The sequence below is a fragment of the Luteibacter sp. dw_328 genome (assembly GCF_018449605.1).
GTDB lineage: Bacteria > Pseudomonadota > Gammaproteobacteria > Xanthomonadales > Rhodanobacteraceae > Luteibacter.
Map to the genome: position 1 here is coordinate 646,279 of NZ_JAAVUW010000001.1, position 24,829 is coordinate 671,107.

Here is a 24,829-nt window from a genome sequence, read left to right on the forward strand (position 1 = left end):
GATGACCTACGAACGCGGGGTTATCGCGTGTTTACGTGCCTCCACCAGGACGCCGTCCATGTCGAAGAGAATGTTCTTCACTAAGCAGGTCCTGACGGCATGGCAAAGTCGTGGTTGTCGAGGAACCGTACAAGTCTATCTATCGGATCCCTGGATGGTCCGACTGCTGATACCTTTCCCTGTCCTACACCCGCTTAGCGGGTTCGGTGCAAGACAAGCGTTGTAGTCAGTTGTTGCGAGAAGCATCCGTGGTTGGTTTCCAACTCTAACGTACAAGAAACATCGACGTCTGATTCTCGCAGTGCTTCCGTGAGATCGGGAATCGCGCGCAGGACAGATTCGCCCAGGTCGCCGCGGGTGCACGGGTTGGTGCCTGGGCCGAGCTGAGCTAAGCTCTCGACAATGCCTTGGACGGATCCTCGATAGTGCGACATGGCAAGTCGATGAGGTTAGCCCTGATGTGCTTATCCATCGCCGTTGTCGGCGGCTATGGCTGCACCGGTGAGCGTCATCCGGGGGCCGGCGCACCTGCGCCTCACGAAGCGGCCGACGACACAGTGGCGGGGCCGCGCTTCGCACGCGGTGTAGCGCATCTGAGCCTGATCGCCGGCGATGGCGTGGCTGGCTTTCTCGAGGGCGTGCCTGCGCGATTCTCCGACCCATGGGGCGTCGTTGTAGCCGGAGATGGCCGCATATTCGTGGCCGACGCGGGCGATAACGATCGCATTCGCGCTATCGACCGCACGGGACGAAGCAGTGCCTTCTCTGGCTCGGTCTCCGGCTTTGTCGATGGACCGGCAGCCACGGCGCGCTTCGATACCCCATCGGGCCTCGCTATCGACACGGCGGGTGTTCTCTACGTGGCAGACACCGGCAACGATGCGATCCGCCGTGTCGATGCACAGGGCACGGTCACGACCCTCGCCGGCGGACACGGACGCGGCGACCGGGACGGCTATGGACGCGATGCACGCTTCAACGGACCTCTCGGGGTGGCCGTCAGCGACCGCGGTGACATCTATGTCGCCGATACCTATAACCACCGCATTCGCCGGATCGATGCGCGGGGCACAGTCACCACCCTTGCTGGCGGCACACCGGGCTTCCAGGACGGTCCCGCCGCGCAGGCGCGATTCGACACGCCCTGCTCGCTCGCCGTTGACCCAGACGGTTCCATCTGGGTCGCGGACACACGCAACCGCGCCATCAGGCGCATTGCTCCGGACGGAACCGTCAGCACGCTCGCCCAATCCGCGGTTGAGGATTACGACGCACCGTTGCGGCGTCCACTCGGCATCGTTGCGGACGCCGACGCGGTGTATGTCACCGAGGCGGCGCACGGACGAGTCTTGCGTTACGGCTATGACGGGACGTTGCAGACGATGACCGGCGAGGACCCCAGTCAGGCCCTATCGCAGCCTGCCTCACTCGCCTTCGATGGTCGCCATCTCGTGGTGACCGATGCCGCCGCCGCGCGTATCTATCGCGTGGATGACACGGCGCCATCCCACCCACCCGCCCCCGTGGGACCGGCGCCCGGCGCGCCGCTTCCCGCGACGGAAGGCCGCTGGCCCATTGCCCCCCAGGACGCCTGGCACGAAATCGTCGGCGTACCCGGGGAGGTGCGCGGCAACGATCGTGGCGAAAGTCGGGATCACCTGCACGCCGGGCTCGATGTGCGTGCAGACGTTGGCGCAGAAGTCCATGCAATTGCCGACGCCAAGGTCAGCGATCCGCTGGCGACGTGGGGGTTCGGCAAGCTCAATGAAGGCCTGGCGATCGACCGCATCGATTACATTCACATGCGCGTCGGGCGCAATGCACGTGGTCAATCGCTGGACCCTCAACGGTTCGTCATTGTCGCAGGCGACGACGGCAAGCCGGGGCGGGTGCAGGTGCGTCGAGGCACCCGCTTCCGCGCGGGCGACGTGCTGGGCACCGTCAATGCGATGGCGCATACACACCTGGCATTGACTGGCAATGTCGGCAATCGCAACGCATTCGAACTCGGCTTTATTGGATTCGTCGATCATGTGCTACCGACTATCGACGCCGTGGAGTTCCGCGATGCCTCCGGAACAGTCCTTCGTCGGAAGGCAGCGAACCGGCTGCTGATTCCGCGCAACCAAGGCGGCATTCAGATCGTCGTAGAGGCTTGGGATCAGGTCGACGGCAATCTGGCCCGACGCCGTTTGGGTCTGTATGCCGTCGGCTATCAGGTGCTTACCAGGGATGGCACGCCCGCCCCCGGCTTCGAGCAGCCTCGAATGAACATCGTTTTTGACTCGATTCCTACCGATGATGCCGCGACGCGCGTGATCTACGCACCCGACAGCGGCGAGACCGTCCACGGGAGCGTACGTACGCGCTTCCTGTACGCGGTCACGCACGTGCTTCGTCACGGCGAAGCGCGCGAAGGCGCATGGGACGCCCAAGTCCTGCCGCCTGGCGATTATCTTGTGCGTATTATCGCGAGGGATTGGTCCGGCAACATCGCCGAGCGCCGTCGCGATGTGCCGGTAACATTGCAATGACATCACCCATGGAGAGGTATGACGTTATGACATCGACGGAAAGCGCGATCCTCAAGCCCGACGAGAAGCACCATCCCGGTCATGGCCCGGTACTGGCAATGATCGACGTGCTTGCGGGCACAAATCGCCTGGTCGACCCCGGTCGGCCTCAGTTGCGAATTAGCGACCTGGCAGCAATTCGCGGTGACGGTGTCTTCGAGACGATGCTCGCCAGGCGCGGCGTCCCCCGGAAAGTGGAAGCGCACCTGAGCAGGCTGGCCGCGTCCGCGCGCATGGCGGAGCTCGACATCCCCGCTCGCGCCGTCTGGCATGACACCATCACGAATGCCCTGCGCGCCCACGGCCTGTGTGAAGAGGCATTGGTCAAACTAGCAGTGAGTCGGGGCGTGGAAGGCGGCGATCGTGTCACAGCGTGGGTACATGTCAGCGATTGCACGGGACATTACGACACCCAGCGAACACGGGGGATCGACGTGCTCCTGCTCGACCGTGGCTACGATAGCGGCCTCGGAATTCGCGCGCCGTGGTTGCTTATCGGAGCTAAGACGCTTTCGTACGCCGTCAATATGGCTGCACTGCGCCACGCGCGAAGCAATGGGGCAGACGACGCGATCTTCGTCAGTAGTGACGGCATTGTACTTGAGGGCCCGACCTCGACCTTGCTACTGGCAATGCACGTCGACGACCCGGCGCGCCGGACTCTCGTTACGCCTTCGTTGGACTCCGGCGTGCTTGCGGGAACCACCCAGGCCGCGGTGTATCCGCTGGCGCGGGCGGCCGGATGGCGAGCGCATCATGCCGAGCTACACGTGGAGGATCTCTTTGAGGCCGACGCCGCATGGCTCGTCTCCAGCGGTCGTTTGCTCGCACCGATTAACCGGATCGACGGACGTGTGCTGAAGCGGCGGCCGTCACTCGATGCCGAACTCAGTGGCTGGATTCACCAGATTGAATGATCGGCGCGGACGTTGACCCTGCCCCGTCCGATCGCTTGATCGTCGTCCGGCGGGTGAACCGTGCGCGCAGGCGTCGATTGAGCGGGTCACCGTAGAAACGTGCAACCGCCCAGGCGAACACCGCAGAGAGGATGAAGAACAACGCAAGCATAGGCAGCTTGTTCTCCGGGCTCATCTCCGCCCGGGGCACAAGGTCGCCCATGATGCCCAGCACCACGATGTGGAAGAGGTAGAGCTCGTAGCTGTGCGAGCCAAACCACGCCAGCGGACTACCTGCGCGACGTACGAAGACGCCAGTCGGCAAGCGCGACACCGCTATAAGGAAGATCGCAGCGGCGATGCCCATCAGTGTCGCACCGAACGCTTCGTTGCCAGCGATACCCTGCATATACACCCAGCACATCGCGACGAAGGCCAGCGTAGCCAGCACACGTCTCAACGGCACTGTCCACGTCACCAGGTTTGCGGCGATAGCCGCCGCGCAACCGTAGACGAGCATGTCCACGCAGGCCAGGTTGCCATACATGAAGAACAACTCGTCGTCGCTATGCAACCACCGGTAAGCGGGGGCCACGACGATACCGGCGATCGCCAGCAACACGATCTGCCAGCGACGACGCGCGATCACCAGGACCAGTGGATAGAGCAGGTAGAACACCTCCTCCACTGAAAGCGACCAGTAGATGTTCATCGCGTAGTTGAAATAGCCCACCGACTCCATGAGGATGTTGTGCCAGAACGTCAGCACCGATAGGTTGGCGATCACGAAGAAGCCGTTGCCGAAATCCACCTGTTTGTTCGCGTTGGCGAAGTTCGAAAGGCCGACCAGGCCAAGCACGGTGATGATCACCAGGGCCAGCACCACCAAGGGATATAGGCGGAACAGACGCAACTTGTAGAAGTGCGTGACATGGGTCCCGGCCAGCGAGCCGTAGCGGCGCAGGATGTTCGAGGTGATCAGGAAGCCGGAGATCACGAAGAACACCGACACGCCATAGTTGCCATTGAAGAAGATAGTGCGCAGGGTCGGCACCGAGAGCCACTCGTTCAGTGGACTCGCATGCAACCGGTACGTCAGCGAATAGTGCAGCAGCATAACCATCACGATGGACATGCCACGAAGCATGTCGATGTGGAGGTTGCGGCCGTCGTTCCCGGTGCGTGTGGCGGAGGTGATACTCATGATGTTGCATTCCCTGTCATGGATCGTTCGGTGGCAAGGCGTTCCAGGCAACTCGTCGGATAGGTGTCGTAGCACGCGGCATCCACGGCGAAGACGGCATCGGCGGGAGGGGCACCGCAAGCCAGGGCGCGCTCGAAATCGGCCACGGCAGAACCCGTGTCACCAAGCAGGACGTTGATGTCGCCGCGCAGGCAATGACCTTCCGCATACCGTCGATCCGTTGCGATGGCATCGTCCAGGGCAATGAGCGCGTCGGTATAGCGCTCGCTGAGGAACTGGCACACGGCCAGGTAATAACGGGAATGAAAGGCGGATATCGGATGTCGACCGCCATCGATGCAACGGCGGTATGCCTCGGTGGCCGCATCGAATGCGCCAATGCGGCGCTCTTCCTGGCCGAGGTAATACCAGGCTCGGGAATCGTCCGGTGACTCCCTCACGGCCAGTCGCGAAAGACGCAGGTTCCTCGTCGACGACGGCTCCTTGCCCGCCTTGTCGGGATGGTTTTCGATCGCCACCTCCGGCATGGCCTGGTAACGCCCCTGGTAGTCGAGGCGTTCGTGTATGCGCCCTTCATAGCCCCGGGCAGCGTCTGCTCGAAAGAAACGCGTTCCCACCCATGCCCTGCCCCCGCTGCGCAGTGTGATGCCCAGCACATCGGTGGCGTCGGTCTGCACGACATCGCGCAGCGCGGCGTGGCCCGCCTGCAGGATTTCATCCGCGTCGATCTGCAGTATCCATCGGCCGCGTGCAAGCCCCAGGCAGATATTGCGCGCCCGGGAGAAATCGGCGATGAGGCCGTCCGCGTCATTGCACGAGCTGTCGATGTCGACATGGGCGCCGAGAGCGCGCGCCACCATTACCGTCGCGTCGCGTGACCCGGTATCCAGAACACGAATCTCATCGCAGAGGTCGCCAAGTGAAGCGATGCATCGGGGCAGCAAGGCAGCCTCGTCACGCACGATGATGCAGGCGGAGATCAGCGGTCGAACCTCGCTCATGCCACGACCTTGTCGACCATGGCGCTGTCGGCGAAATCGGCATGAGTCGCGGTATCCACACTGAAACTGCCCATGAAGTTCGCGTCGTCGTAGTTGGCCAGCGCGGTGCGAAACATCCGGTCGCGGCTTTCCCAGCGCGACGAGACCGGCGGATACGCCGCGATGCGCCCGTCGTCGTCGTGCGAGATGTGCAGGGCGTGCCCCTCGTTGATCCGGGTAAGGCCAGCGCCGAGCGTCAGCCGAGAGATCATGTCCTGGTCCTCCCAACCCCAACCATGCAACTGCCCGTTGTAGCCGTCGATGCGGAGGAAGTCGTCCTTGCGCACGAGCAGCAGGCCGGGCGCCTGGCGCGTGCCGTCGTTGGCGTCTTCCTCGTTGTCGACGATCCGTAACCGGCGTCCGTCGGCAGTCTTGATGTCCAGCTGGTAGCCGAAGGAGACGACGTGACGTCCCCCACGCGAGTTGGTTTCCGTCTCGCGGACGCCTGCCAGGGTGGCAAAATGACCCGGCGATGTGTCCAACCGTTGGACCAGCTTCGCCACCAGCCCCTCAGGGAGGATGATGTCGCAATCGCAGAAGAACAGGAGCGGATACCTCGCGAAGTGAGCGCCGATATTGTTGGCCACCGCCTTGTGGAAATAGCGTTGCGGGGGCCCGGCAATCACTCGCACGCGACCTGCGAAGCCTTCCAGTTGCGTGTCGAGACGCTGGGCGTCGCCTCCGAAGTTCACGATGACCAGTTCGCCCTCGACACTTTCGGCCGCGACAACCATCGAGGGAAGCGCACGAACGAGTTCGTCTCGGTCGCGCCAGGTGACGATGAGACTTAGCATGCGAAATTCCTTTCGATATCGGGCGACGACAAGGCGTCGGTAAGACTGCTCAGGTCGAGCGCATGCGCGCGACGGATGTCGTCGTCGCTGCCCGAAGCGCCCGCGAAGTTCACCGGCCAGCCGAACTTCCGCACGTGACGTTCCGGGAACCGGTCCTGCATGAGCGACCCGAGGCCGCCCAGGACGACGTGGTCCTCCAGCGTGATGATCGTCTCGACATCTTCCAGCATCCGCTCGAGGTCCGGCAGGGGCTTCAGCTGCGCCACGTGAATGAGTCCGATCTGTGTGCCACGCGCTGCGAGGGAGCGGACAAGTGCTGCTGCCCAGTGGGTGGCGAGGCCTGTGCTCACGATGGTTCGCGCTGCCGGGGCAGCCAGTAGGCGAACCGGTCCCGCGGATCCTCCCAGAGGAGCCAGCGCGTCGATATCGGCACGCGGCAGTCGCACGTAGGCGGCGCGCGGCCGCAGGGTGAGGTCCGGAACGAGCCACTCCAAGTCCGCGCGATCGGCCGGCGCGAATACTTCCACGTGCGGCAGGGTGGCCGTCAGTGCGATGTCGTTGAGGGTCGCATGGGATTTTCCATTGCGTGCGGCCAGCGCGCCGGCGTGCGAACCGACCAGGACCACGGGCTGCAACGACTGCGCCACGCTCACACGGATCTGGTCATAGGCGCGGTAGACGAGAAATGCCGCGAACGAAAAGGCCCACGGCTTCCATTGCGTGCTGGCGAGACCTGCGGCCACGCCAATCAGGTTCTGTTCGGCGATGCCCGCCATCAGGAAACGCTCGGGATGGCGTTCCGCGAAACGATCGGCGCCATCGGAGTCGGCGAGATCACCGTCGAGAACGAAAATCGACTCATCGTGATCCGCCCGGTCGCAAAGCAGGTCGGCGAGGTGTTCGGCGAGCTTCATGGTCTCTCCAGGCTGGCCAGGATCGCCGCATGCTCATCCACCGAGACGTCGGTACAGTGGAAGCGCAGCGGATCGCTCTCGGTAAGGGGCGTTCCCCGACCCTTACAGGTCGCCGCCAGAATCACGCAGGGTTGCTCATGCTGGACGGCATCGGCGCATGCGGCGTCGATGGCTGCCAGATCGTGTCCGTCGCATTCGATGACATGCCAACCGAAGGCTCTCCATTTCGCTGCCATCGCCGGTACAGGCTCGATCGCAGGCATGTCGCGACGCGCCAGTCTCCAGCCGAATTCCTGGTGCCGGTTCAGATCGACCATCGCATGCAGGTTGCCGGGCTTGACCAGACCGGCAAGCATCGCGGCTTCCCACACTTGACCCTCCTGGCACTCACCATCGCCAAGCAGGGCCCACACGTGACGACCATGCCGGCGCAGACCCATGGCCATGCCCAGAGCAGCGGAGAGCCCCTGCCCCAGCGATCCGGTGGACCAGTCGATGCAGGGGCTCGCGGTCATATCGGGATGGCCTTCCAGCACAGAGCCGAGCGACGCATAGCTGTCGAGCGGCGCATCCAGCAGGCCGATGCGGCGCAACACCGCATACAGACCGATGGCCGCATGCCCCTTGGAGAGAACGAAGCGGTCACGCAGGGGATCGGTGAGGTTGTCGCGATCGATTCGAAGATGCCTGGTATAGAGAGTCAGCAGCAGTTCGACCGCACTGAAGCTGCCGCCGTAATGGCCGCCACCGGTTTTGTGCAGGGCCTCGGCGATGTCCCGCCGGACATGCACCGCATTGAGTGTCAACTCGTGGGCCCACGTCGGCCCGCGGTGCGCGGAAATCGCGTCATAGGCGATGCTCGCCATCATCCCATCTCCTCGCTGCGTATCCATTTGCGATACCAGGCCACGAGCGTGACCACGGCCCAGAGTCGTTCGGCTTCAGGTGGAGGCGGCGTCGGGTTGCCCAGCGCCGTCACGTGACGAAACAAGGCGTTCACCCATGCCCGATCCAGCAATCCATCGAGCCACGCGTTGTCCCCTTCCAGGACCCTCGCAATAGCCTCCCGGAAGGAGGCATGAGCCAACCATGCCAGGAACGGTGCGCCGAAGGTCATCGGTTGCCGCGTGAAAACGTCTTCCGGTAGCACCTGGGCAGCCATTCGTCGTAACGCGATCTTGTTCTTCCAGGTATCGCCTATGGGAGCGAAGCGTTCCGTGGCACCGAGCCTGCACGCCAGTCCGGCGAGACGCGGCGCGAGGAAGGGGTAGCGCACGGCGATATCGTGTCGTCGTGCATCGGCGTCGAAACCGGCGAGAAGGAGGTCCGGTACGCGATGCTGGCACTCGTGCGCCACCATCAACTCGAAGAGGTGGGCGCGGGGACGAATCTCCCGGGCCTCACGATAGAAACGGATGGTCTCACCCACATGGCTCCAACCTGCCAGTAGCGGGCCGCTTGCCTGGTGCATGGCATCGTCGTCGAGAAAGCGTGGGACACCGGTAAAGAGTGTCGTCGCGGCGACATCGTGGCGACCGAGGACATCGTCCAGACATCGTTCGTAGTCATCGTCGCCCTGAGCATCGAGTCGATCGTAGAAACGACGATAGGCCTTCAGATAGTGCGAATAGCCACCGAACACCTCGTCGGCGCCAAGGCCCGAGAGAAGCGCGCGGTGACCGTCGGCGCCAATCCTGTCGAGCAGGTGGGCGTGGGTCAACGTGGACCAGGCGCTGCGTGGTTGTGCCGCGCCGAATACGTCGGCAAGGCGTGCCGTCGCGTCGTCGGCACTCATGGATACCGTGTGATGGCGTATGCCGGCACTGAGTGCCGACCTGCCCGCTGTTTCGCACTCGTCGACAACGCCCGGGGTGGTGAAATGGATCGTATAGGCGTCGACGCGGTCGGCCGCGCCCGCGTTGCGAAGTACGTGTGCGATGTAGCCCGAATCGATACCGCCGGAGAGCAGCATCGCCGCACCTCTGCCGGTCACGGTGCCACGAATGGCATCGTCAAGTTCGCGACGCAGCGCATCCTGCTGCTCGCCTTCGAGCAGCTTCGTTCCGGGCTCGGCCAGCGGTGACCAATAGCGACGCAGATACGGCCCCGCGCGAGAGCGGAGCGTCAGAGCATGGGCCGCAGGCAACGCGCGCGTACCTGCTTCCAAGGTTCGCCCCGGCCCTGGCGTACCGAACGCCAGGTAATGACTTGCCGCATCGCGGTCGAGTCGCCGACGCCAGCCGGGGCGTGTGAGCAGCAGATCCAGATCGGTGCACGCTATAAGCAGCTGCCCGTTGTCCTGGTAGAACAAGGGGAACTGGCCGAGCGGATCGCGGAAAAGCTCGAGCGAACGGCCGTCGCCCCGAACCACCAGGGCGGCGAACGGCTCCTGCAGGCCAGCGAGACGGTCTTCGTCGTCATCGGAAAGCGTGGCCAACAAGGCCGCGGTGTCGCCTTGCGAACGCAGCCCCACCGTGCCGTGGGCCGATGCATGAAGCGGCTCGCTGGACAGGATCCCAGCCGCCCCATCCGCGAACCGACGAACGTGGCGCCGGTCGGCCAATGCATCGAGCCAGGACCGTGTCACGGGATCGATAGGGCGGGATGCATCGTGATCCTCACGGCGAAACCAGGCCAGACACAATGGCGTGGGCGCGCTCATGCGGCGAGTCGCTCGATCAGTTCGGCGAGGCGAGGTGCCTCATCGCTGCTGAAAAGGGATTCGGCTAGTCGGGGCGCGTGCGGCGCAAGACTCGCCTGCGCCGCCGACGTGTAATGCACCGTTCCATCCGCGTCGATCGACGCGATGCCATCGCCAATCGCGGCGCGCGTCTGATAGGCGAGGCCAGCGTCGATATCGACGTGCGGAGGAAGATCCAGACTCACACCGTCGGATGACACGCTTACCGGCCAGCCTCCGGGCAGTCCCAGAGGACCGGGAGCCGACGTATGCATCACCTTCCCATCGCCAATCAGCGCGCCGACTATGGCGACCGCGTGCGCGGCGGTCAGGGCGTTGAGCATGGATCCCTGCGGCAAGGGGCCAGTAACGAAGCTGTCGATGGGAGCGGTCTGGTCGTCGAGAAACAGCCATGGCGACTCGCCGGGCGTATATCCCTCATGTCGCGCGAAGGGCGTCACCTGTGCATGGTGGGCGAACAGGCGAATCGTCGCGGTGATCCTGCGTGCTCGGAGTTCGCCTCGAAGCGTGTCGTGAAGCATGCCCGCATTGCCCACACCGATCGTCGGCTGCAAACCTTCCGCAGCCAACACCGCATGCGTGGCGTCAGGGTAAGAAGCGTTGACCACCGGACAGGTCAGACCGAGGTCTCGAACCGCACGCATTACGTTGCGGATCAAGGGCAGCTGAGCGGGAAGCATCAGTCCGAACCCTGCTGACCGCAGTGCATGGGAGAGCCCCGAATCGATCGCGGGAAGAAGCCAGGGAGACAGCACGGAAGCTGCATGGAAAACGATATCCGGACGTTCGCGACGCAGCAGTGCGACGACGCCATGGGCATCGCTCAGATCGAGGCCGACATGCCGGACAACCGCAGGCAGGCAACCACCGAAAAGACGCGCTAGCGGCTCGCCACGCTCGACATCGCGCGTAACGAGAAGAATCTCTCGAAGAGCGGGAACGACAGGCAGCAGCGCAATCACGCGCCGCGCCAGGTCGCCACCGCCGAGGACAATAAGTTTCATTCGGTTCCGAGCATCGGGTAAATCCGAAAAGGGAGTGGCACGAATGCCACGCCCCATGTATCAACGGGAATTACTTACCCGTACATTCCACCGGCTGGTGCAAGCGAGTGGTCGACAGCTCGCCGTTGTTCGTCGCCGCACCGCCGCTGATGTTCTTCAGCAGGGCTTCTTCGATGACGGTGATCTTCTCATTCGTGTTGACGTTATCGTTCATGACTACTCCATTTAGTTCAATGACAAACGTGGGTGCGACCTACCTCTTCCTCAGGCGGTGGATCGCGGATACGGGATATGCCTGAGGAAACACCTTGTACCAGGTGATGAACACGTCCTCACCCAGCTTTTCGTAGATATCGGTGTACTTCGCCCGCTTGCGCTCAGTCGTCCTCCTGAGCGCCTCCTCGATGTGGTCGGGGCTATCGGTATCGCTGTAATCGGCGCCATGCGCCTCAGCGCCGGCCGATCCTGGATCGTGATGAATGAAGCGGCCGAACATCTTCTCGCAGAACGCAGCGTAGTCGCGCGTGACGAGGATGAAGACGTGCCACATCTCGTCGATGATGAACATTGGGGCATCCATGCCGTGCGCCTCGGGATTCTCCTTCGACGGCTTCGTGCTCGCAACGTACCAGAGCCACCTCAGGGTCTCGGTGAAGATCCGCTCGGCTTCGACCCGCTGCACATCGAGTTTACTGGTGAAGCTGTCGATGACGCGGTCGTTGCGATAGGCAAGAACTTCATCGAGCGGACGTGGCACCATCATAGCTTCAGTCATTGATGTGCTCCGCTGGCATGCGGGGAAGTGTGTTGCCGGATCCCTTCCAGCCATGCCGTATCGACGTAGCCACGCCTTCGTTGATCTCGATGCGGGCATCAGCATAGGCGATGGTTTCCGGCCGGTGCGCGACCGAGACACGGGTGATGCGCATGTGTGCTATGGCGTCCATGACATGCTTCTCGTTGTGGATATCCAAGTGGCTGGTGGCCTCGTCGAGCACGAGCAGCGTCGGCTCGCGATAGAGCGCTCGCGCCAGGATCACGCGCTGTCGCTGGCCGCCTGACAGCGCCGACCCCATGTCGCCGATGAGGGTGTTGTAACCCATCGGCATTGCGACGATTTCCGAGTGTACCGAAGCCGCACGCGCGGCAGCCTCGATCGCTTCCTGGCTTGCCCGTTCGTCAAAAAAGGCGATATTGTCGGCAAGCGAACCGGCGAACAGGTGATCATCCTGCATGACGGCGCCGAGGTGTTCACGATAGCGCCGGTGTCCGAGGCGACGCAGGGACACGCCGCCGAAGAGAATGTCCCCCTCCTCCGGTTCGAGCAGTCCCAGCAGCAGCTTTGCCAGCGTGGTCTTGCCGCTGCCGGAGGGGCCGGTGAAGACGACCGAATCACCGGAAACCACCGTGAACGAACAGTGCCGCAACACCCAGGGTTCATCCGGGGAATAACGGAAGCCCACGTCACGGAACTCGATGTCCTGGCCATCGAGCGAACCTTCCCAGGTGTCCTGCTCACCACGTTCGGGAGGGGTCAGGGCGATATCGGCTATGCGCTCCCCATGCAGCCGCAGCATGCGGAAGTCCACCCACTTGTCGACCAGGCCCACCGCGCGAAGAGTAAACTGATCCGTGTAGGCGATGAAGGCGATCAACATGCCGGCCGACAGGGCGTTGCTCAGTACCAGGGTCGCCGCCGCCCATACCAACACGATACGACCGACGCCGAAGATCAACTGGTTGCTCAGGGTGAACTGCATGGTCAACCGCTGGATCGCCATGCCCTGGTTCATCGCCGCGACGGTCGCGTTGGCGAAGCGCGTGTGGCGAATTTCCTGCTTGTTCGCCAGCTTGATCGGCATGGCACCGCGGACGGACTCCAATAGTTCGCTCTGTTGCCGCGCGGCATAGGCGATCTGCTCTTCCGTGGCCCGACGCAAGGGCGAGAAGAAAACGATCCGGACGATGGCGTAACCCAGGAACAGGCCCACGATCAGCAACGTCAATGGCAGGCTATAGAACGACATCACGACCAGGGTCACGATCGACATCGCACCGTCGAGCATGGAGCCGATGAACTGCGTGGTAAGCACCCGCTGGATGGATTGAATCGAGCCGAATCGCGAAAGGATGTCGCCCACGTGGCGCTTTTCGAACCAATCCATCGGCAGACGCATCAGGTGCCCGAACAGGTTCGACGCCCACTGGCTGTTCAGTGACGTTCCCAGACTACTCATTGCCCACGCACGCGCGGCGGTGATCAGCGCCGAAAAGACGGTAATCCCGAGGAAGCCGATGGCGAGCATGCCGAGAAGATCGTGATCGGCCGAGGTGAGCGCCTGGTCCACGGTCCATTGCATGTAGAACGGTACGACGAGGGTGAGTACTTCCAGGCCGATCGACATCGCCAGCACCTGGATAAGCGCCGGCACCAGGCCGCGGAGGCGTCCACTGATCGCCGTGAGGCTGACACGCCGACGCTCTTGCACCGCCGTGAACTCGGAACGTGGCGTCAACTCGAGCGCCACGCCGGTGAAGTGCGCCGACGCTGCCCCGATCGATATACGGCGCACGCCGTGGGCCGGATCGTGGAGGGTGATGTGCTTTCCGTCGACCTTCTTCAGGACCACGAAATGATTGAGGTCCCAGTGGAGGATGCAAGGCACGGCGAGCTGGCCGAGCTGATCGAGCTCAAGACGCAGTGGGCGTGAATCCAGGTCCAGCCGCGCCGCCATCGAGATCAATTGCTCGAATGTCGTCCCTTTGAGCGACGACGGGAAGCGTCGGCGCAACCCGCTAAGGTCTATGTCGTGCCCATGGAAGCGCGCCACCATCGCCATGCACGCTAGACCACATTCGGCGGCTTCGGTTTGCAAAACGCAGGGCAGCGATCCGCCACCAAAGAAGTGACTCTTCACGGCCCCGCCCCGCCGGCGCGTCGCACCGCGCCGAACAGCGGCTCGAACACCCACTCGGCCAGGCGCCGGCGTTCCATAAGGATATCCGCGTCCACGGCCATGCCGGGGCGTACCATTTCGTCGTGGCCGTTGACGGCGATGGCCTGGCGATCGAGTCCCACCTGCACGGTGTACATCGGTTCGTCCGTCTTCAGGTCGGCCATCGTGCTCACCTCCGAAGGCGACAACGCGCTTCGCGAGACCTCGATCACTCGACCGTACTGCAGGCCGAACTTCTGGTACGGGAAAGCCTGGTAGCGAAGGACGACACGATGCTTCGTCTCGACGAAACCGATGGCCCGACTCGGCACGAGAAGCCGGGCGACCAGTGCCGCGCCGTCTGGAAGAATCGTCAGCATGGTCTGCCCAGCCAGTACAGGTTGTCCGGGCCGGCCAAGCAAGGCGGATATGACGCCGTCGTGGGGAGCACGAAGGACCACGCCACGATCGACCTCGTTGCGCGTCATGGCCTGTGCGACATCTGCCAGACGGCGCTCGGTATCGTTTCGATCCGTGAGGTCCTGCATCGGCAACTGCGCGCGTTCACTCGTCGCCGCGTTGATGTCCTGTCCCAGGGCGGATCGTTGCCTCGTGAGCTCACGGTACCGGCTCTGCGCTTCAAGCACGCTCGCTTCCTGCTGCTGTATCTGCACGGCGGAGACATAGCCCCGCCCGGCCAGCGGGCGGATTTTCTCCAGCAGTTCGTCACCGCTCTTGACCAGGCGCTGCTGCACCACGATCTGAGCGTCAAGGTCGGATGATTGGGAACGTAGTGATCGCAACCGGTCATCGATGGCGGCCACCCGGTCCGCGACCAGGTGTCGCTGATTGGCCAGATCGGATTCCAGGCCGGCGCGCTGGCGCTGAAGCTCGGCGGCCAGCCGATCGCCGGCGGAGCCCAGGCTCGCGCTGTCGCGGTCGCTGGAGATCTCCAGCAGGATGTCTCCCGCCTTGACCCGCTGTCCACTGTGCACGCGCAAGCTGACCAGGGTGCCCGGCGCGACCGCCACGACGTTCATCAATCCGGCATCCGGAATGAGAACGCCGGACACCGTTTCACGACGCGTGTAGTGCGCGAAGAAGAGAAAGGCGAGAACGGAGGTACCAAGGGCCACCGACAGCGCAGCGACCACCCAGCGCCTTACCGGCGCAACCAGCAGTACTGTTCCAAGCCAATCTTCTCGACGGGCGCGAGAGACTTCGAGGCGGAACAATGGACGGCGTGAATCGAGGTCGCCGGCAGCCTTGTGGATCATCCATATCCCCCTTCCAGATCATCCGACTCTAGATACGCTGCCTACCAGTGTCAACGATTCGTCATGCTGCCCTGCAGCGTTCGCAACATAATGTGCAACGGTCACGAAACGCAGAGGTGGAGACTTGCGGCAAAGGAAAGCCACGGGCTAGTCTCGGCAGGTTCGTAAGCGGAAGGGAGACCGCCACAGCGGCACGTCGCCTTCCTGCCGCATGGCATCCGCCGAGGCGCACCGCGCCACGGCCTTCACACCAACGACGTTCAGGGAAGTGACGAACATGACTGCCGAATTAGCCGAATCTGCCGCCACCGACGTCGTCGAGCGCCGCGAAGCTGCCGACGCGCTTGCCAAGCAAGTAATGGCCCGTTGGGCGGGGCACGATCTCGACCGAGTCATGGCAGGCCTAGATATCTGGTCCTACCGCAGCCCCGCGCAGACGCACCACCGCCAGCAGGCCGCTGGCTTTCACGTTCCCGGTCTCCCGGACGATCCCTGGATCGACCCCGATGCCTTCGGTTGCGCGGATGTGTTGCGCGACGCGTACGAAGGCATCCGCGATGAGGCGGCACGTTTCATGGACGGGCGCATGGCGGCTCCGCCGCACGGGCTGCCCGACGACGCGGCAGCGAATGCACCCGCGCACAGCAATCGGCCCGCCGGTTGGCGTGAGTGGCGGTTCGCACGGCACGGGCGTTTCATCGAATCGCGCTGCGAGGCGTTCCCCGTGACCTCCGGCGCCATCAAGCGAGTTATGGAGCGCACGCCCTTCCTGGTCAATGCGCTGTTCCTCACACTCCGGCCGGACACGGTCATTCCCATGCATTACGACCCGATCAACGCCTACGCCGATCTCTGGCTTGGTGTGTTCGTTCCCGACGGCGCGGCGCTGGGAATCCGAGATGAGGTTCGCGCGCCGAGCGAAGGGGGCGTCATGGGCTTTGACCATACGTTCGAACACAGCGCGTGGAATAAGGGTACGAGCGATCGGATCGTGCTGAGTCTCCTCATCCACAACCCGCACCTGTTACCACACGAGCGCGAGATCGCCGCATTCATGATTCCACATCTGGCCAAGTTCGGCGGCCGTACCATTTTCGCTTGACTGGTCGCCGCGAGCCGATCATCGCGCTAGTGACGGCGTCCACGGCACGCGCCCACGATAGGGACATGCAGCCGCTGTGCGATGCGCTGCGGCATCGGGGAGCGCGTGTAGAGGTGCCCGACTGGGACGACAGATGCGTCGACTGGGCACACTTCGACATGGTCGTACTGCGTTCCACGTGGGACTATCCGCGCCGTCACCAGGCGTTCCTGGCATGGATCGCATCCGTCGAGCGCGTTACCACGCTGGTTAACGACGGCGATGTGGTCCGCTGGAACACCGATAAACGTTACCTGCTGGATCTCGCACGGGCCGATGTGCCCGTCGTGGCGACATGGCGGATCGAGCCAGGCGGTGATGTCGAAGCTGCGCTGGACGAGCTCTTGCTCAGTCACCCTCGCCACGAATTCGTCGTCAAACCCTCGATCGGCTCCGGCGCGGCTTACGCGCGCCGCTACCTGCCCGGCGAGCGCACGCAGGCCGTGACAGATCACGTGCGATTGATCCTCGACGCTGGTTTTCCCGTGCTTCTGCAACCCTATTTTCGTAGTGTCGACACCCACGGCGAGACGACCGTCATCTACTTCGACGGACGCTACAGTCATGCGATCGGCAAAGGACGCATGCTGATTGCCGGCGCGCCGCTTCTTGCCAGCCATCCACCTCCGAGCATTAGGCGACGTGAGGCTTCCGCTCGTGAAAAGGCGGTTGCCGAGGCAGCGATACGCGTTGCGCCGGGTTCGGGAAGGCTCCTCTACGCGCGCGTCGACCTCGTCGGTGATGAAGGCGGCCAACCCCACGTCCTCGAACTGGAACTGACCGAACCAACCCTCTTCCTTCGACATGACGCCGACGCTGCGACACGTTTCGCCGGCTGCATGCTCGCGCACCACGCGACCACGCGGGAGTGATCCGGGAACCGTGACGCGCGGCATGCATCACCCTGCCCTGAGGATCAGATTTCCAGGTCCACCTCTTCGTCACCCACCATGGTGTCAGCGGTCATCGCGTCGTCACGCATCCAGAGAATGTTGTCGATGTGTGCCGCCAGGGACTCCACGGTGCTGTACTCGAAGATGAAACGGGTCTCCAGCTCAACCTCCAGGCGACTGCCGATCTCGTTTATCGCCCGGATGGCCACCAGCGACTGCCCTCCCAGTTCGAAGAAGTTGTCACGTATACCGACACGGTCGACCGACATCAGCTCGCTCCAGATCGCGACGAGGATCTTCTCCGTGGGCGTCTGCGGAGCTACATAGTCATGTTGAGGCCTTTCGTGCGTGTGCCGCGCGAGCGCGTCACGATCCAGCTTGCCATTCGCATTCAGCGGTAGCACCGGAAGAATCACGTACGCCTGCGGCAGCATGTAGTTCGGCAACACCGACGTCATCTCACGCTTGACGGCCTCCACCAGAGCGCCACCCTCGGCACCCTCTGCAATGACCAGATAAGCCACGAGATACCTTGCACTGCCTTCGCCCGCAGCCAGAACGGCCGCCTGACGGACACCGGGGCGCGCGCACAGCCGGCTCTCGATCTCGCCGAGTTCGACGCGGAATCCTCGCAACTTCACCTGCAAGTCGTTGCGCCCCAGATAGGCCAGGTGGCCGTCGTCCAACCAACGTCCGAGGTCCCCGGTTCGGTAAAGCCTCGCCGTGGCGTCACCCGGACGGTGCGGATCGGGAATGAATCGCTGTGAGGTCAACGCTGGCTGGCCGAGATAGCCGCGGGCCACGCCCAGGCCACCCACGTGGATTTCCCCGGTGGCGCCGCGTGGCACAGGCTGTCCGAACTCATCCAGCAGGTAAACCTGCGCCTGCGCAATCGGGCGGCCGATATGCGGGACGTCATGAGTGGGGCCGATCTCACCGATCGTCGCGTCGATCGTGCATTCCGTCGGACCGTACATATTGAAGAACCGGGTACGGGTGGACCCGCGCAGGGTTGCCCACATGGCTTCGTTGATCGGCTCGCCACCCAACAGGACGCGTGCGGGCTGCCATCCGTTTCCGTCGAGCAATCCCGCGGCAAGCAGGACATCGAGTTGCGACGGCGTGCTGTCGAGGACCTCGATGCGCTGCTCACGGACGAACGCCAGCAGCCGAACGCCGTCGGCACGAATTGCCTGCGGAATCAGCTGCACGACGTGTCCGGAGAGCAGTTGTAACAAGCCCTTGAGCGACATATCGAAGGCAAACGAGGCATTCAGGCCGACGCGGCTACCCGGCGCAAGACCGGCGTGCGTTCCGTTGCGCATGACCTCCCAGAAATTCACAGCGGAACGGTGTTCGACCACCACGCCCTTGGGCGCGCCTGTCGAACCGGACGTGTAAATGACGTAGGCCGCGTTGGCGGCATGTACGCCGGTGTCCGGTGCATCGACGGGCTCATCGGCGGCAAAGGCGCCGCCATCGAGGACGAGCGAAGTTACACCCACCTCGTCGAGGCAGGCACGGTCGGCCTGCCGCGTGAGAACCACCGTCAGGCCCGCGTCGGCGATCATATGGGCAAGCCGCTCGGGTGGATTGCCGGGCTCCATCGGTACATAGGCCGAGCCAGCCTTCAGAATGCCCAGCCAGCCGACGATCATCCAGATCGAACGTTCGAGGCAAAGGCCGATCCGCACCTCCGGGCATGCGCCGTGTTCGCGTAGCAGATGCCAGGCTACACGGTTGGCCATGCGATCGAGCTCGCCGTAGGTCAGGCTGTCGTCGCCGTAGACCACGGCGACGGCGTCCGGATCGCTGGCGGCCCGCTCGGCGAACAACTCATGGATGCACGGTGATATGGGATGTGCGGCCTGAGCCAGGCTGCCCTCCCCCGGCACCATGGCGACGCTCTCTGCGTCGACATCGAAGTCGACATCGGGGATGGCCATGTCGCGCAGGCGGCGTAGCCGCGGCAAGCTATCCAGCACGAGGGCGTGGTCGACACCGAAGTCGATCAGGCACGCCACCTCGTTCACGCCGGCAGCGCGAATCGCGGCGACGAGGGTCATGCAGCGCTCCGCCGTACCGAGCAGTGCATTCGACTGGTAGTAGCGTTGGAAGGCGAACTCGGTGATCGCTTCGATATCGGACTGTCCCGCACCCGCGGCGCCGATGTCGCCCAGGCCGAGCGTCTTGGCGATCGCCTGCGGCGTACCGACGGAGTCGACGAGGTACTTCTTGAACGGCTCGCGAACATGATCGAGCACCATCTGCTCGGTTTCGGCGACGAAGGTGTGCACCAACAAGCTGATGGTGCCCTGGCCCGGATGGCCCGCTTCCAGCCACTCCTCGCGATACACCGTGATCTTGCGTGCCAGTTCGTCCAGCGACTGCCCCATCAGATGGGTGAGGATGTTGTCACCGTTGCGGCCAGCGTGACGGAACGCGTCCTCGTTACCTACGGTGGTTACCCACACCGGCAGCTCGTCCTGGATGGGCCGAGGCCGGATGCGGATCTCCGTCGGTTCGCCCTTGCCGTTGGGCAGGGTGATCGATTCGCCACGCCAGAGTGCCTTGACGGTCGCCACGTCACGCAACAATACGTCGCGACGTGTCTCGAAGTGATCGGGTGCCAGGCTGAAGTCGCGCGCGGAGTAACCGGCGGCAAAGCCGATGCCCACGCGACCGTTGGAGATGTTGTCGATCACCGACCAGTCTTCGGCCACGCGCACGGGATGATGCAGCGGGAGCACGCAACTCCCAGCTCGCACGTGCACGCGATGGGTCATCGACGCCACGGCGGCCGCCGTGATCGCGGGATTGGGGAAGACGCCGCCAAAGGCGTCGAAGTGGCGCTCGGGCATCCACACGGCGTCGAAGCCGCTGCGGTCGGCGAAGCGTGCCCCATCAATGAGCAGGCGATACTTGTCAGGTGCCTGGTCTCCCGCGTCGCTGGCAAAGTAGAACAGGCTGAAATTGAAGTCGGTCGCCGCACGTGTTCGTTTGCGATCGGCGGCCGGCAGATCGGCGATATTGCCGTCCAGACGCTGCCTTGCCATCTCGCCATCGTCGAGCAGGCGCAGTTTTCGTACCGTCTCGTAGGGCGTAGCCACGATGCTGCGCAGCAGTGTCTCGAAGTTGCGCGCCATCCGATGCACAGTGCTCGCCTCGAAAAGGTCCGTTGCGTATTCCCAGGTTAGCGACAGCGCATCATCGACGACACTGAAATAGAGTGTCAGGTCGTATTTGCTGAAAGGCACCTGCATGTCGGCATGAGTCACCGCCTCCCGCTGGTCGGCACGTGCGCGGATCAAGCCCCGCCCGCCCTGGTCCTGGCTCTGGTCGAGGTAGATCAGCTTGACCTGGATGATCGGCTCGTAGCTCATGCTACGTGCCGGTCGCAGCTCATCCACCAGGACCTCGAAGGGGACGTGTGGATGCGCGTAGGCACCGAGGAGATTGCGCTTCACCTGGCCCAGGAAATCGGTGAAGCTCGGATTGTCGGACAGATCCGAACGCAGGACGAGCGCATTGACGAAGAAGCCGATCAGCCCCTCGAGCTCCTTTTGCAGGCGGTTGGCCACCGAGAAACCCAACACGATGTCGCTCTCGCCGCTATAGCGTCCGAGGAAGACAGAGAACGCCGCCTGCATGGCCATGAAAAGCGTGGCGCCGCCCTGCTTCGCCACACGCTGCAGGCCATCCAGCACCTCGCCGTCCACACTGACCGTGTACTGTTTGCCGCGATAACTCTGGTACTTCGGACGGGGGTGGTCCAGCGGCAGGTTGTGCACGGTTGGGATACCTTCCAGCGTCTTGCGCCAGTAGGGAATCTGCTCGTCGAGCACCTGTCCGCGAAGCCATTCGTCCTGCCACATGGCGTAATCGATGTACTGGACGGGCAACGGTGGCAGCGGATCGGGCAAGCCCTGGGCATACGCGTCGTACAAAGTGCCGATTTCGTGCATCAGCACGTTGTTCGACCAGTTGTCCGAGCAGATGTGATGCTGGGTGACCATCAGCAGGTACGAGGTTTCGTCGTATCGCACCAGCGCCACACGTAACATCAGGTCCGCGCGAAGGTCGATCGGGGCCTCGAGCGCGGCCTGCCACATGGCGTCACCCGCATCGCGGCGCGCAGTGGGGTCGATATGCCGCAGGTCGCCGCGGTCGAGCCGGAAGGTGAAGTCGTCGCGGACATGCTGGATCGGCACGCCATCGACCTCGGTATAGACCGTACGCAGGATGGCGTGCCGTTCGATCACCGTATGCACCGCGCGCTCCAGCACGTCGGCATCGATGCCCGTGACGAACTCGCAGAACCCCGTGTTATAGGCCGTGCGATCACCTTCGAGCTGGGAAATGATCCATAGGCGCCTCTGCGATGCGGACAGGGGCGCCCTTCCGCCGTGGTCGTAGCGGCGGATCGAAGGAATCGACCGTGCGTCGCCACCACCGATACGGCGTTCAATCTCGGCCGCCTGCTCGGCGACCGTGCGCATCACGAAGATCGTGTCGAGCGAGAGCTCGGCGGCGAAGGTCTCTCGAATCTCCGTGATGACGCGAATGGACAACAGCGAGTCCACCCCAAGGTCGAAGACATCGTCATGCAGGCCGACCTCGTCCGCACCGAGGTACTTCTTCCATATCGCGACCAGCGTACTCTGGGTCGACGTCATGCCGCTGATGGCGACTGTCGTTCCGGCATCGGCCTGAGCGCCCGGTTCGCTCGCCATCGAGGCGGGCGAGCGACCTTGTGTCCCCAACTCCGCCAACGGTACAAGACGTCGTGTCTCGCCGTCGAATGGGTAGGTCGGCAAGGGAATGCGATGCCGCGACGTACCCTCGTGCCATGCGATCGGATCCGGAGCGGCACCCGCCATGTATAGCTCGCCCACGCCTCGCAGCACGCTGGCCAGATCGTCACCCTCGACACGTCGCGAAGCGCTGGGCAGCAACGCTACCGTGCGTACGCGCGTCGCGGAACCATTCTGCCGTGCGACCAATCCACAGAGGCTGCGGCCGGGGCCGACTTCCACCAGCAGACGACCGGGCTCCGCGCAAAGCGCGGCAAGGCCGTCGGCGAAGCGCACCGTGCCGCGCAGGTGCGCCGCCCAGTAATCCGGCGATGCCGCTTCGTCGTCGCGGATCCACGTGCCGGTGAGATTGGAAACGAAAGGCCGGCTCGGCGACGTGGGATGTGCGCGTGACACGGCGTCGCGGAAGGCCTCCAGGACCGGTTCCATGTGCGCCGAATGAAACGCATGGGAGGTCGCCAGGACAACGGTTTGCACATCGTCTGCGGCAAGCCGAGAGCGCAGCGCCTCGATGGCATCGGCGTCGCCGGCGACGACAACGCGGTCCGCGCCGTTGATCGCGGCGATCTCGAGCCCCTCGCCGAGCACTGCCCGGACGGCGGAGGCGGCGAGCGGCACGGCCAGCATCGCGCCGTGCCTGACCGAACTCATCAGTCGTCCCCGGGTGATGACGAGGCTGACGGCGTTCTCAAGGGTGAACACGCCCGCCAGGCAGGCGGCAACGTACTCGCCGACGCTGTGTCCGATGAACGCATCGGCATGGTAACCCCACGCCTCGAGCTGACAGGCCAGCGCGTACTCGACGAAGAACAGCAAGGGTTGAGCAATTGCAGTGTCCTGGATATCCGGCGACGACGGCGATCTCGCCAGAAGCATGTCCAGGAGCGGCGCGTCCGTATGCTGCCTGGCAAGCTCGAGGCAGCGGTCGATGCATGTACGAAAGACCGAATCGCGCCCGTAAAGGTCACGCGCCATGCCGAGATACTGCGCACCCTGACCGGGAAACATGAAACAAATGCCGGGACGAATAGCCTCGGCCTGCCCTTCGCTGACACGCACAGGCTCCACCAGGTCAGCCATGCAACGAGCGACGAAGGCCTTGCGGAAGCGAAGATCCTTGCGCCCAACGTGCAAGGTGAACGCGATATCAGCGAGCGAAGCCTGCGGATGATGTCGAGCGTAGTCCGCGAGCGCGTGCTCTCGTGCCCGAAGCGCGGCCGGTGACGCCGCCGAAAGCAGGATCAAATGCTCGGCGGCTGGCTCCAAGGCGGCGGCTGCGCTTGCGGGAGCTTCCTCCAGGACAACGTGCGCATTGGTACCGCCGATGCCGAACGAACTGACGCCGGCCCGGCGTGGGAGGGCGTTGCCCTGTGTCCATGGACGCGTCTGCGTGTTGACGTGGAAGGGGCCCGACGCCAGCCCGATCAATGGATTGGGCTCGCTGAAATGGAGGCTGGGAACCAGGGTCCCGTGGCGAAGCATGAGGATGGCCTTGATCGCCCCGGTCACCCCCGCCGCCTCACCCAGATGACCCAGGTTGGATTTTACCGAGCCGATGGCGCAATCTCGCGCGCCGTCCGCATCGAAGACCCGCTTGAGTGCGGCAACCTCGATCGGATCACCCAGACGTGTGGCCGTACCGTGGGCTTCGACATAGCCGATGCTGTCGGCTCGCACCTCGGCGCGATCCAGCGCGCTGCGGATGACGCGCGCCTGGCCTTCCGCGCTCGGCGCGGTGAAAGCGGCCTTGCGTTGGCCGTCGTTGTTGATCGCGGAGCCCTTGATCACCGCGACGATCGTGTCGTTGTCGGCGAGTGCGTCATCGAGCCGGCGCAGCACGAGTACGCCACAGCCTTCGCCCGATCCCGTCCCGTTGGCCGTCGCGTCAAACGGGCGACACACGCCGTCGGGCGAGAGCACCATGTTCTCCTGGTAAAGGTAGCCGCGGGTCTCGGCATTGACGCTGACGCCACCGGCCAGGGCGATATCGCACTCGCCGGTGAGCAGGCTCTGGCAGGCCAGGTGGATGTTGACCAAGGACGTGGAACACGTCGTGTTGACGGTGATCGCCGGGCCGGTGAGGTCAAGCTTGTTCGCCACCCGGGTGCACAGGTAGCCGGGCTCGTTCAGCCCTGCCACGTTGTACCAGTCGGCGAGGGAACCGCCAGTCTCGGCAACGCGGCGCATCCAGGCCAGGTTGCTGCTCGCTCCAGCGAAAAGGCCGATCAGGCCCTCGAACTTGCCCGGATCGTAGGCGGCGTTCTCGAGCGCGGTCCAGACGACTTCGTGCAACACCTGAAGCTGAGGATCCATGGTCGCCGCGTCCTGCGCCGTGTAACCCATCAACACGGCGTCGAACGCATGCTTGCGGCCGACAAAGCCGCGCCTGCGGACATAGTCCGGACGTTGCATCAAGGCCGGATCGACACCGGCTTCCCGCAGTTCGTCGTCGGACAACTCGACGAATCCCTCGCGCCCTGCCTTGAGCAGCTCCCACAACGCATCGACATCGTCGGCAGAAGGAAATCGCCCGGCCATGCCGATAACGGCGATCTCCAGGCCGTTGCGGGAGCTCGCGTGTGTATCTGCCATCATTTCCATGCTGTTCGTCCTGCTCATAGCCTGATGTGTATCCCTGGAGT

At 63.7% G+C, this 24,829-nt stretch carries 16 protein-coding genes; 4 read left to right on the plus strand and 12 right to left on the minus strand.

Features of this window, described 5'->3' with window-relative positions; translation table 11 throughout:
- The first annotated feature begins 458 nt into the window (after window positions 1-458).
- Complete coding sequence (locus HB634_RS02960) at window positions 459-2,534, plus strand: SMP-30/gluconolactonase/LRE family protein (RefSeq protein ID WP_213947473.1); 2,076 nt, start codon at window positions 459-461, stop codon at window positions 2,532-2,534.
- Window positions 2,535-2,632: 98 nt separating this feature from the next.
- Window positions 2,633-3,490, plus strand: a complete 858-nt coding sequence (locus HB634_RS02965; RefSeq protein ID WP_213947474.1) for an aminotransferase class IV — start codon at window positions 2,633-2,635, stop codon at window positions 3,488-3,490.
- On the opposite strand, the gene HB634_RS02970 is transcribed toward HB634_RS02965, so the two are convergent.
- The 11 genes from HB634_RS02970 to HB634_RS03020 form a co-directional block, all read right to left on the minus strand.
- A complete protein-coding gene (locus tag HB634_RS02970) occupies window positions 3,462-4,673 on the minus strand; it encodes an acyltransferase (RefSeq protein WP_213947475.1) in 1,212 nt (403 codons plus the stop codon). The two genes, HB634_RS02965 and HB634_RS02970, sit on opposite strands and share 29 nt — an antisense overlap.
- Complete coding sequence (locus HB634_RS02975) at window positions 4,670-5,674, minus strand: tetratricopeptide repeat protein (RefSeq protein ID WP_213947476.1); 1,005 nt, start codon at window positions 5,672-5,674, stop codon at window positions 4,670-4,672. The genes HB634_RS02970 and HB634_RS02975 overlap by 4 nt, the downstream gene beginning before the upstream one ends.
- Window positions 5,671-6,507, minus strand: a complete 837-nt coding sequence (locus tag HB634_RS02980) for a glycosyltransferase family 2 protein (protein WP_213947477.1) — start codon at window positions 6,505-6,507, stop codon at window positions 5,671-5,673. The genes HB634_RS02975 and HB634_RS02980 overlap by 4 nt, the downstream gene beginning before the upstream one ends.
- Window positions 6,501-7,421 (minus strand): hypothetical protein, encoded by a 921-nt coding sequence (locus HB634_RS02985; protein ID WP_213947478.1) that lies wholly within the window; start codon window positions 7,419-7,421, stop codon window positions 6,501-6,503. Before HB634_RS02985 ends, HB634_RS02980 begins: the two co-directional genes overlap by 7 nt.
- Window positions 7,418-8,290: a transketolase gene (locus HB634_RS02990; protein ID WP_213947479.1), complete on the minus strand. Its 873-nt coding sequence runs from the start codon at window positions 8,288-8,290 to the stop codon at window positions 7,418-7,420. Before HB634_RS02990 ends, HB634_RS02985 begins: the two co-directional genes overlap by 4 nt.
- Window positions 8,287-10,083: an asparagine synthase-related protein gene (locus HB634_RS02995; RefSeq protein WP_213947480.1), complete on the minus strand. Its 1,797-nt coding sequence runs from the start codon at window positions 10,081-10,083 to the stop codon at window positions 8,287-8,289. The genes HB634_RS02990 and HB634_RS02995 overlap by 4 nt, the downstream gene beginning before the upstream one ends.
- Window positions 10,080-11,126, minus strand: coding sequence for a hypothetical protein (locus HB634_RS03000; protein ID WP_213947481.1), 1,047 nt, complete (start codon window positions 11,124-11,126; stop codon window positions 10,080-10,082). Before HB634_RS03000 ends, HB634_RS02995 begins: the two co-directional genes overlap by 4 nt.
- A 70-nt stretch (window positions 11,127-11,196) precedes the next feature.
- Window positions 11,197-11,340, minus strand: coding sequence for a hypothetical protein (locus tag HB634_RS03005; RefSeq protein WP_213947482.1), 144 nt, complete (start codon window positions 11,338-11,340; stop codon window positions 11,197-11,199).
- Between the two features lie 39 nt (window positions 11,341-11,379).
- Window positions 11,380-11,901, minus strand: a complete 522-nt coding sequence (locus HB634_RS03010; RefSeq protein ID WP_213947483.1) for a hypothetical protein — start codon at window positions 11,899-11,901, stop codon at window positions 11,380-11,382.
- Window positions 11,894-14,044 carry a peptidase domain-containing ABC transporter gene (locus HB634_RS03015; RefSeq protein ID WP_345777452.1) on the minus strand — a complete coding sequence of 717 codons (2,151 nt, stop codon included), beginning with the start codon at window positions 14,042-14,044 and terminating at the stop codon, window positions 11,894-11,896. Before HB634_RS03015 ends, HB634_RS03010 begins: the two co-directional genes overlap by 8 nt.
- Window positions 14,041-15,339: an HlyD family efflux transporter periplasmic adaptor subunit gene (locus HB634_RS03020; protein WP_213947485.1), complete on the minus strand. Its 1,299-nt coding sequence runs from the start codon at window positions 15,337-15,339 to the stop codon at window positions 14,041-14,043. The genes HB634_RS03015 and HB634_RS03020 overlap by 4 nt, the downstream gene beginning before the upstream one ends.
- Before the next feature lie 277 nt (window positions 15,340-15,616).
- On the opposite strand from HB634_RS03020, the gene HB634_RS03025 reads away from it, so the two are divergent.
- Window positions 15,617-16,441 (plus strand): aspartyl/asparaginyl beta-hydroxylase domain-containing protein, encoded by an 825-nt coding sequence (locus tag HB634_RS03025; protein ID WP_213947486.1) that lies wholly within the window; start codon window positions 15,617-15,619, stop codon window positions 16,439-16,441.
- A gap of 65 nt (window positions 16,442-16,506) precedes the next feature.
- Window positions 16,507-17,352 carry a hypothetical protein gene (locus tag HB634_RS03030; RefSeq protein WP_213947487.1) on the plus strand — a complete coding sequence of 282 codons (846 nt, stop codon included), beginning with the start codon at window positions 16,507-16,509 and terminating at the stop codon, window positions 17,350-17,352.
- 44 nt (window positions 17,353-17,396) lie between these two features.
- Here the strand turns inward: HB634_RS03030 and HB634_RS03035 are convergent, their stop codons facing one another.
- Window positions 17,397-24,788: a non-ribosomal peptide synthetase/type I polyketide synthase gene (locus HB634_RS03035; protein ID WP_213947488.1), complete on the minus strand. Its 7,392-nt coding sequence runs from the start codon at window positions 24,786-24,788 to the stop codon at window positions 17,397-17,399.
- Window positions 24,789-24,829: the final 41 nt, after the last annotated feature.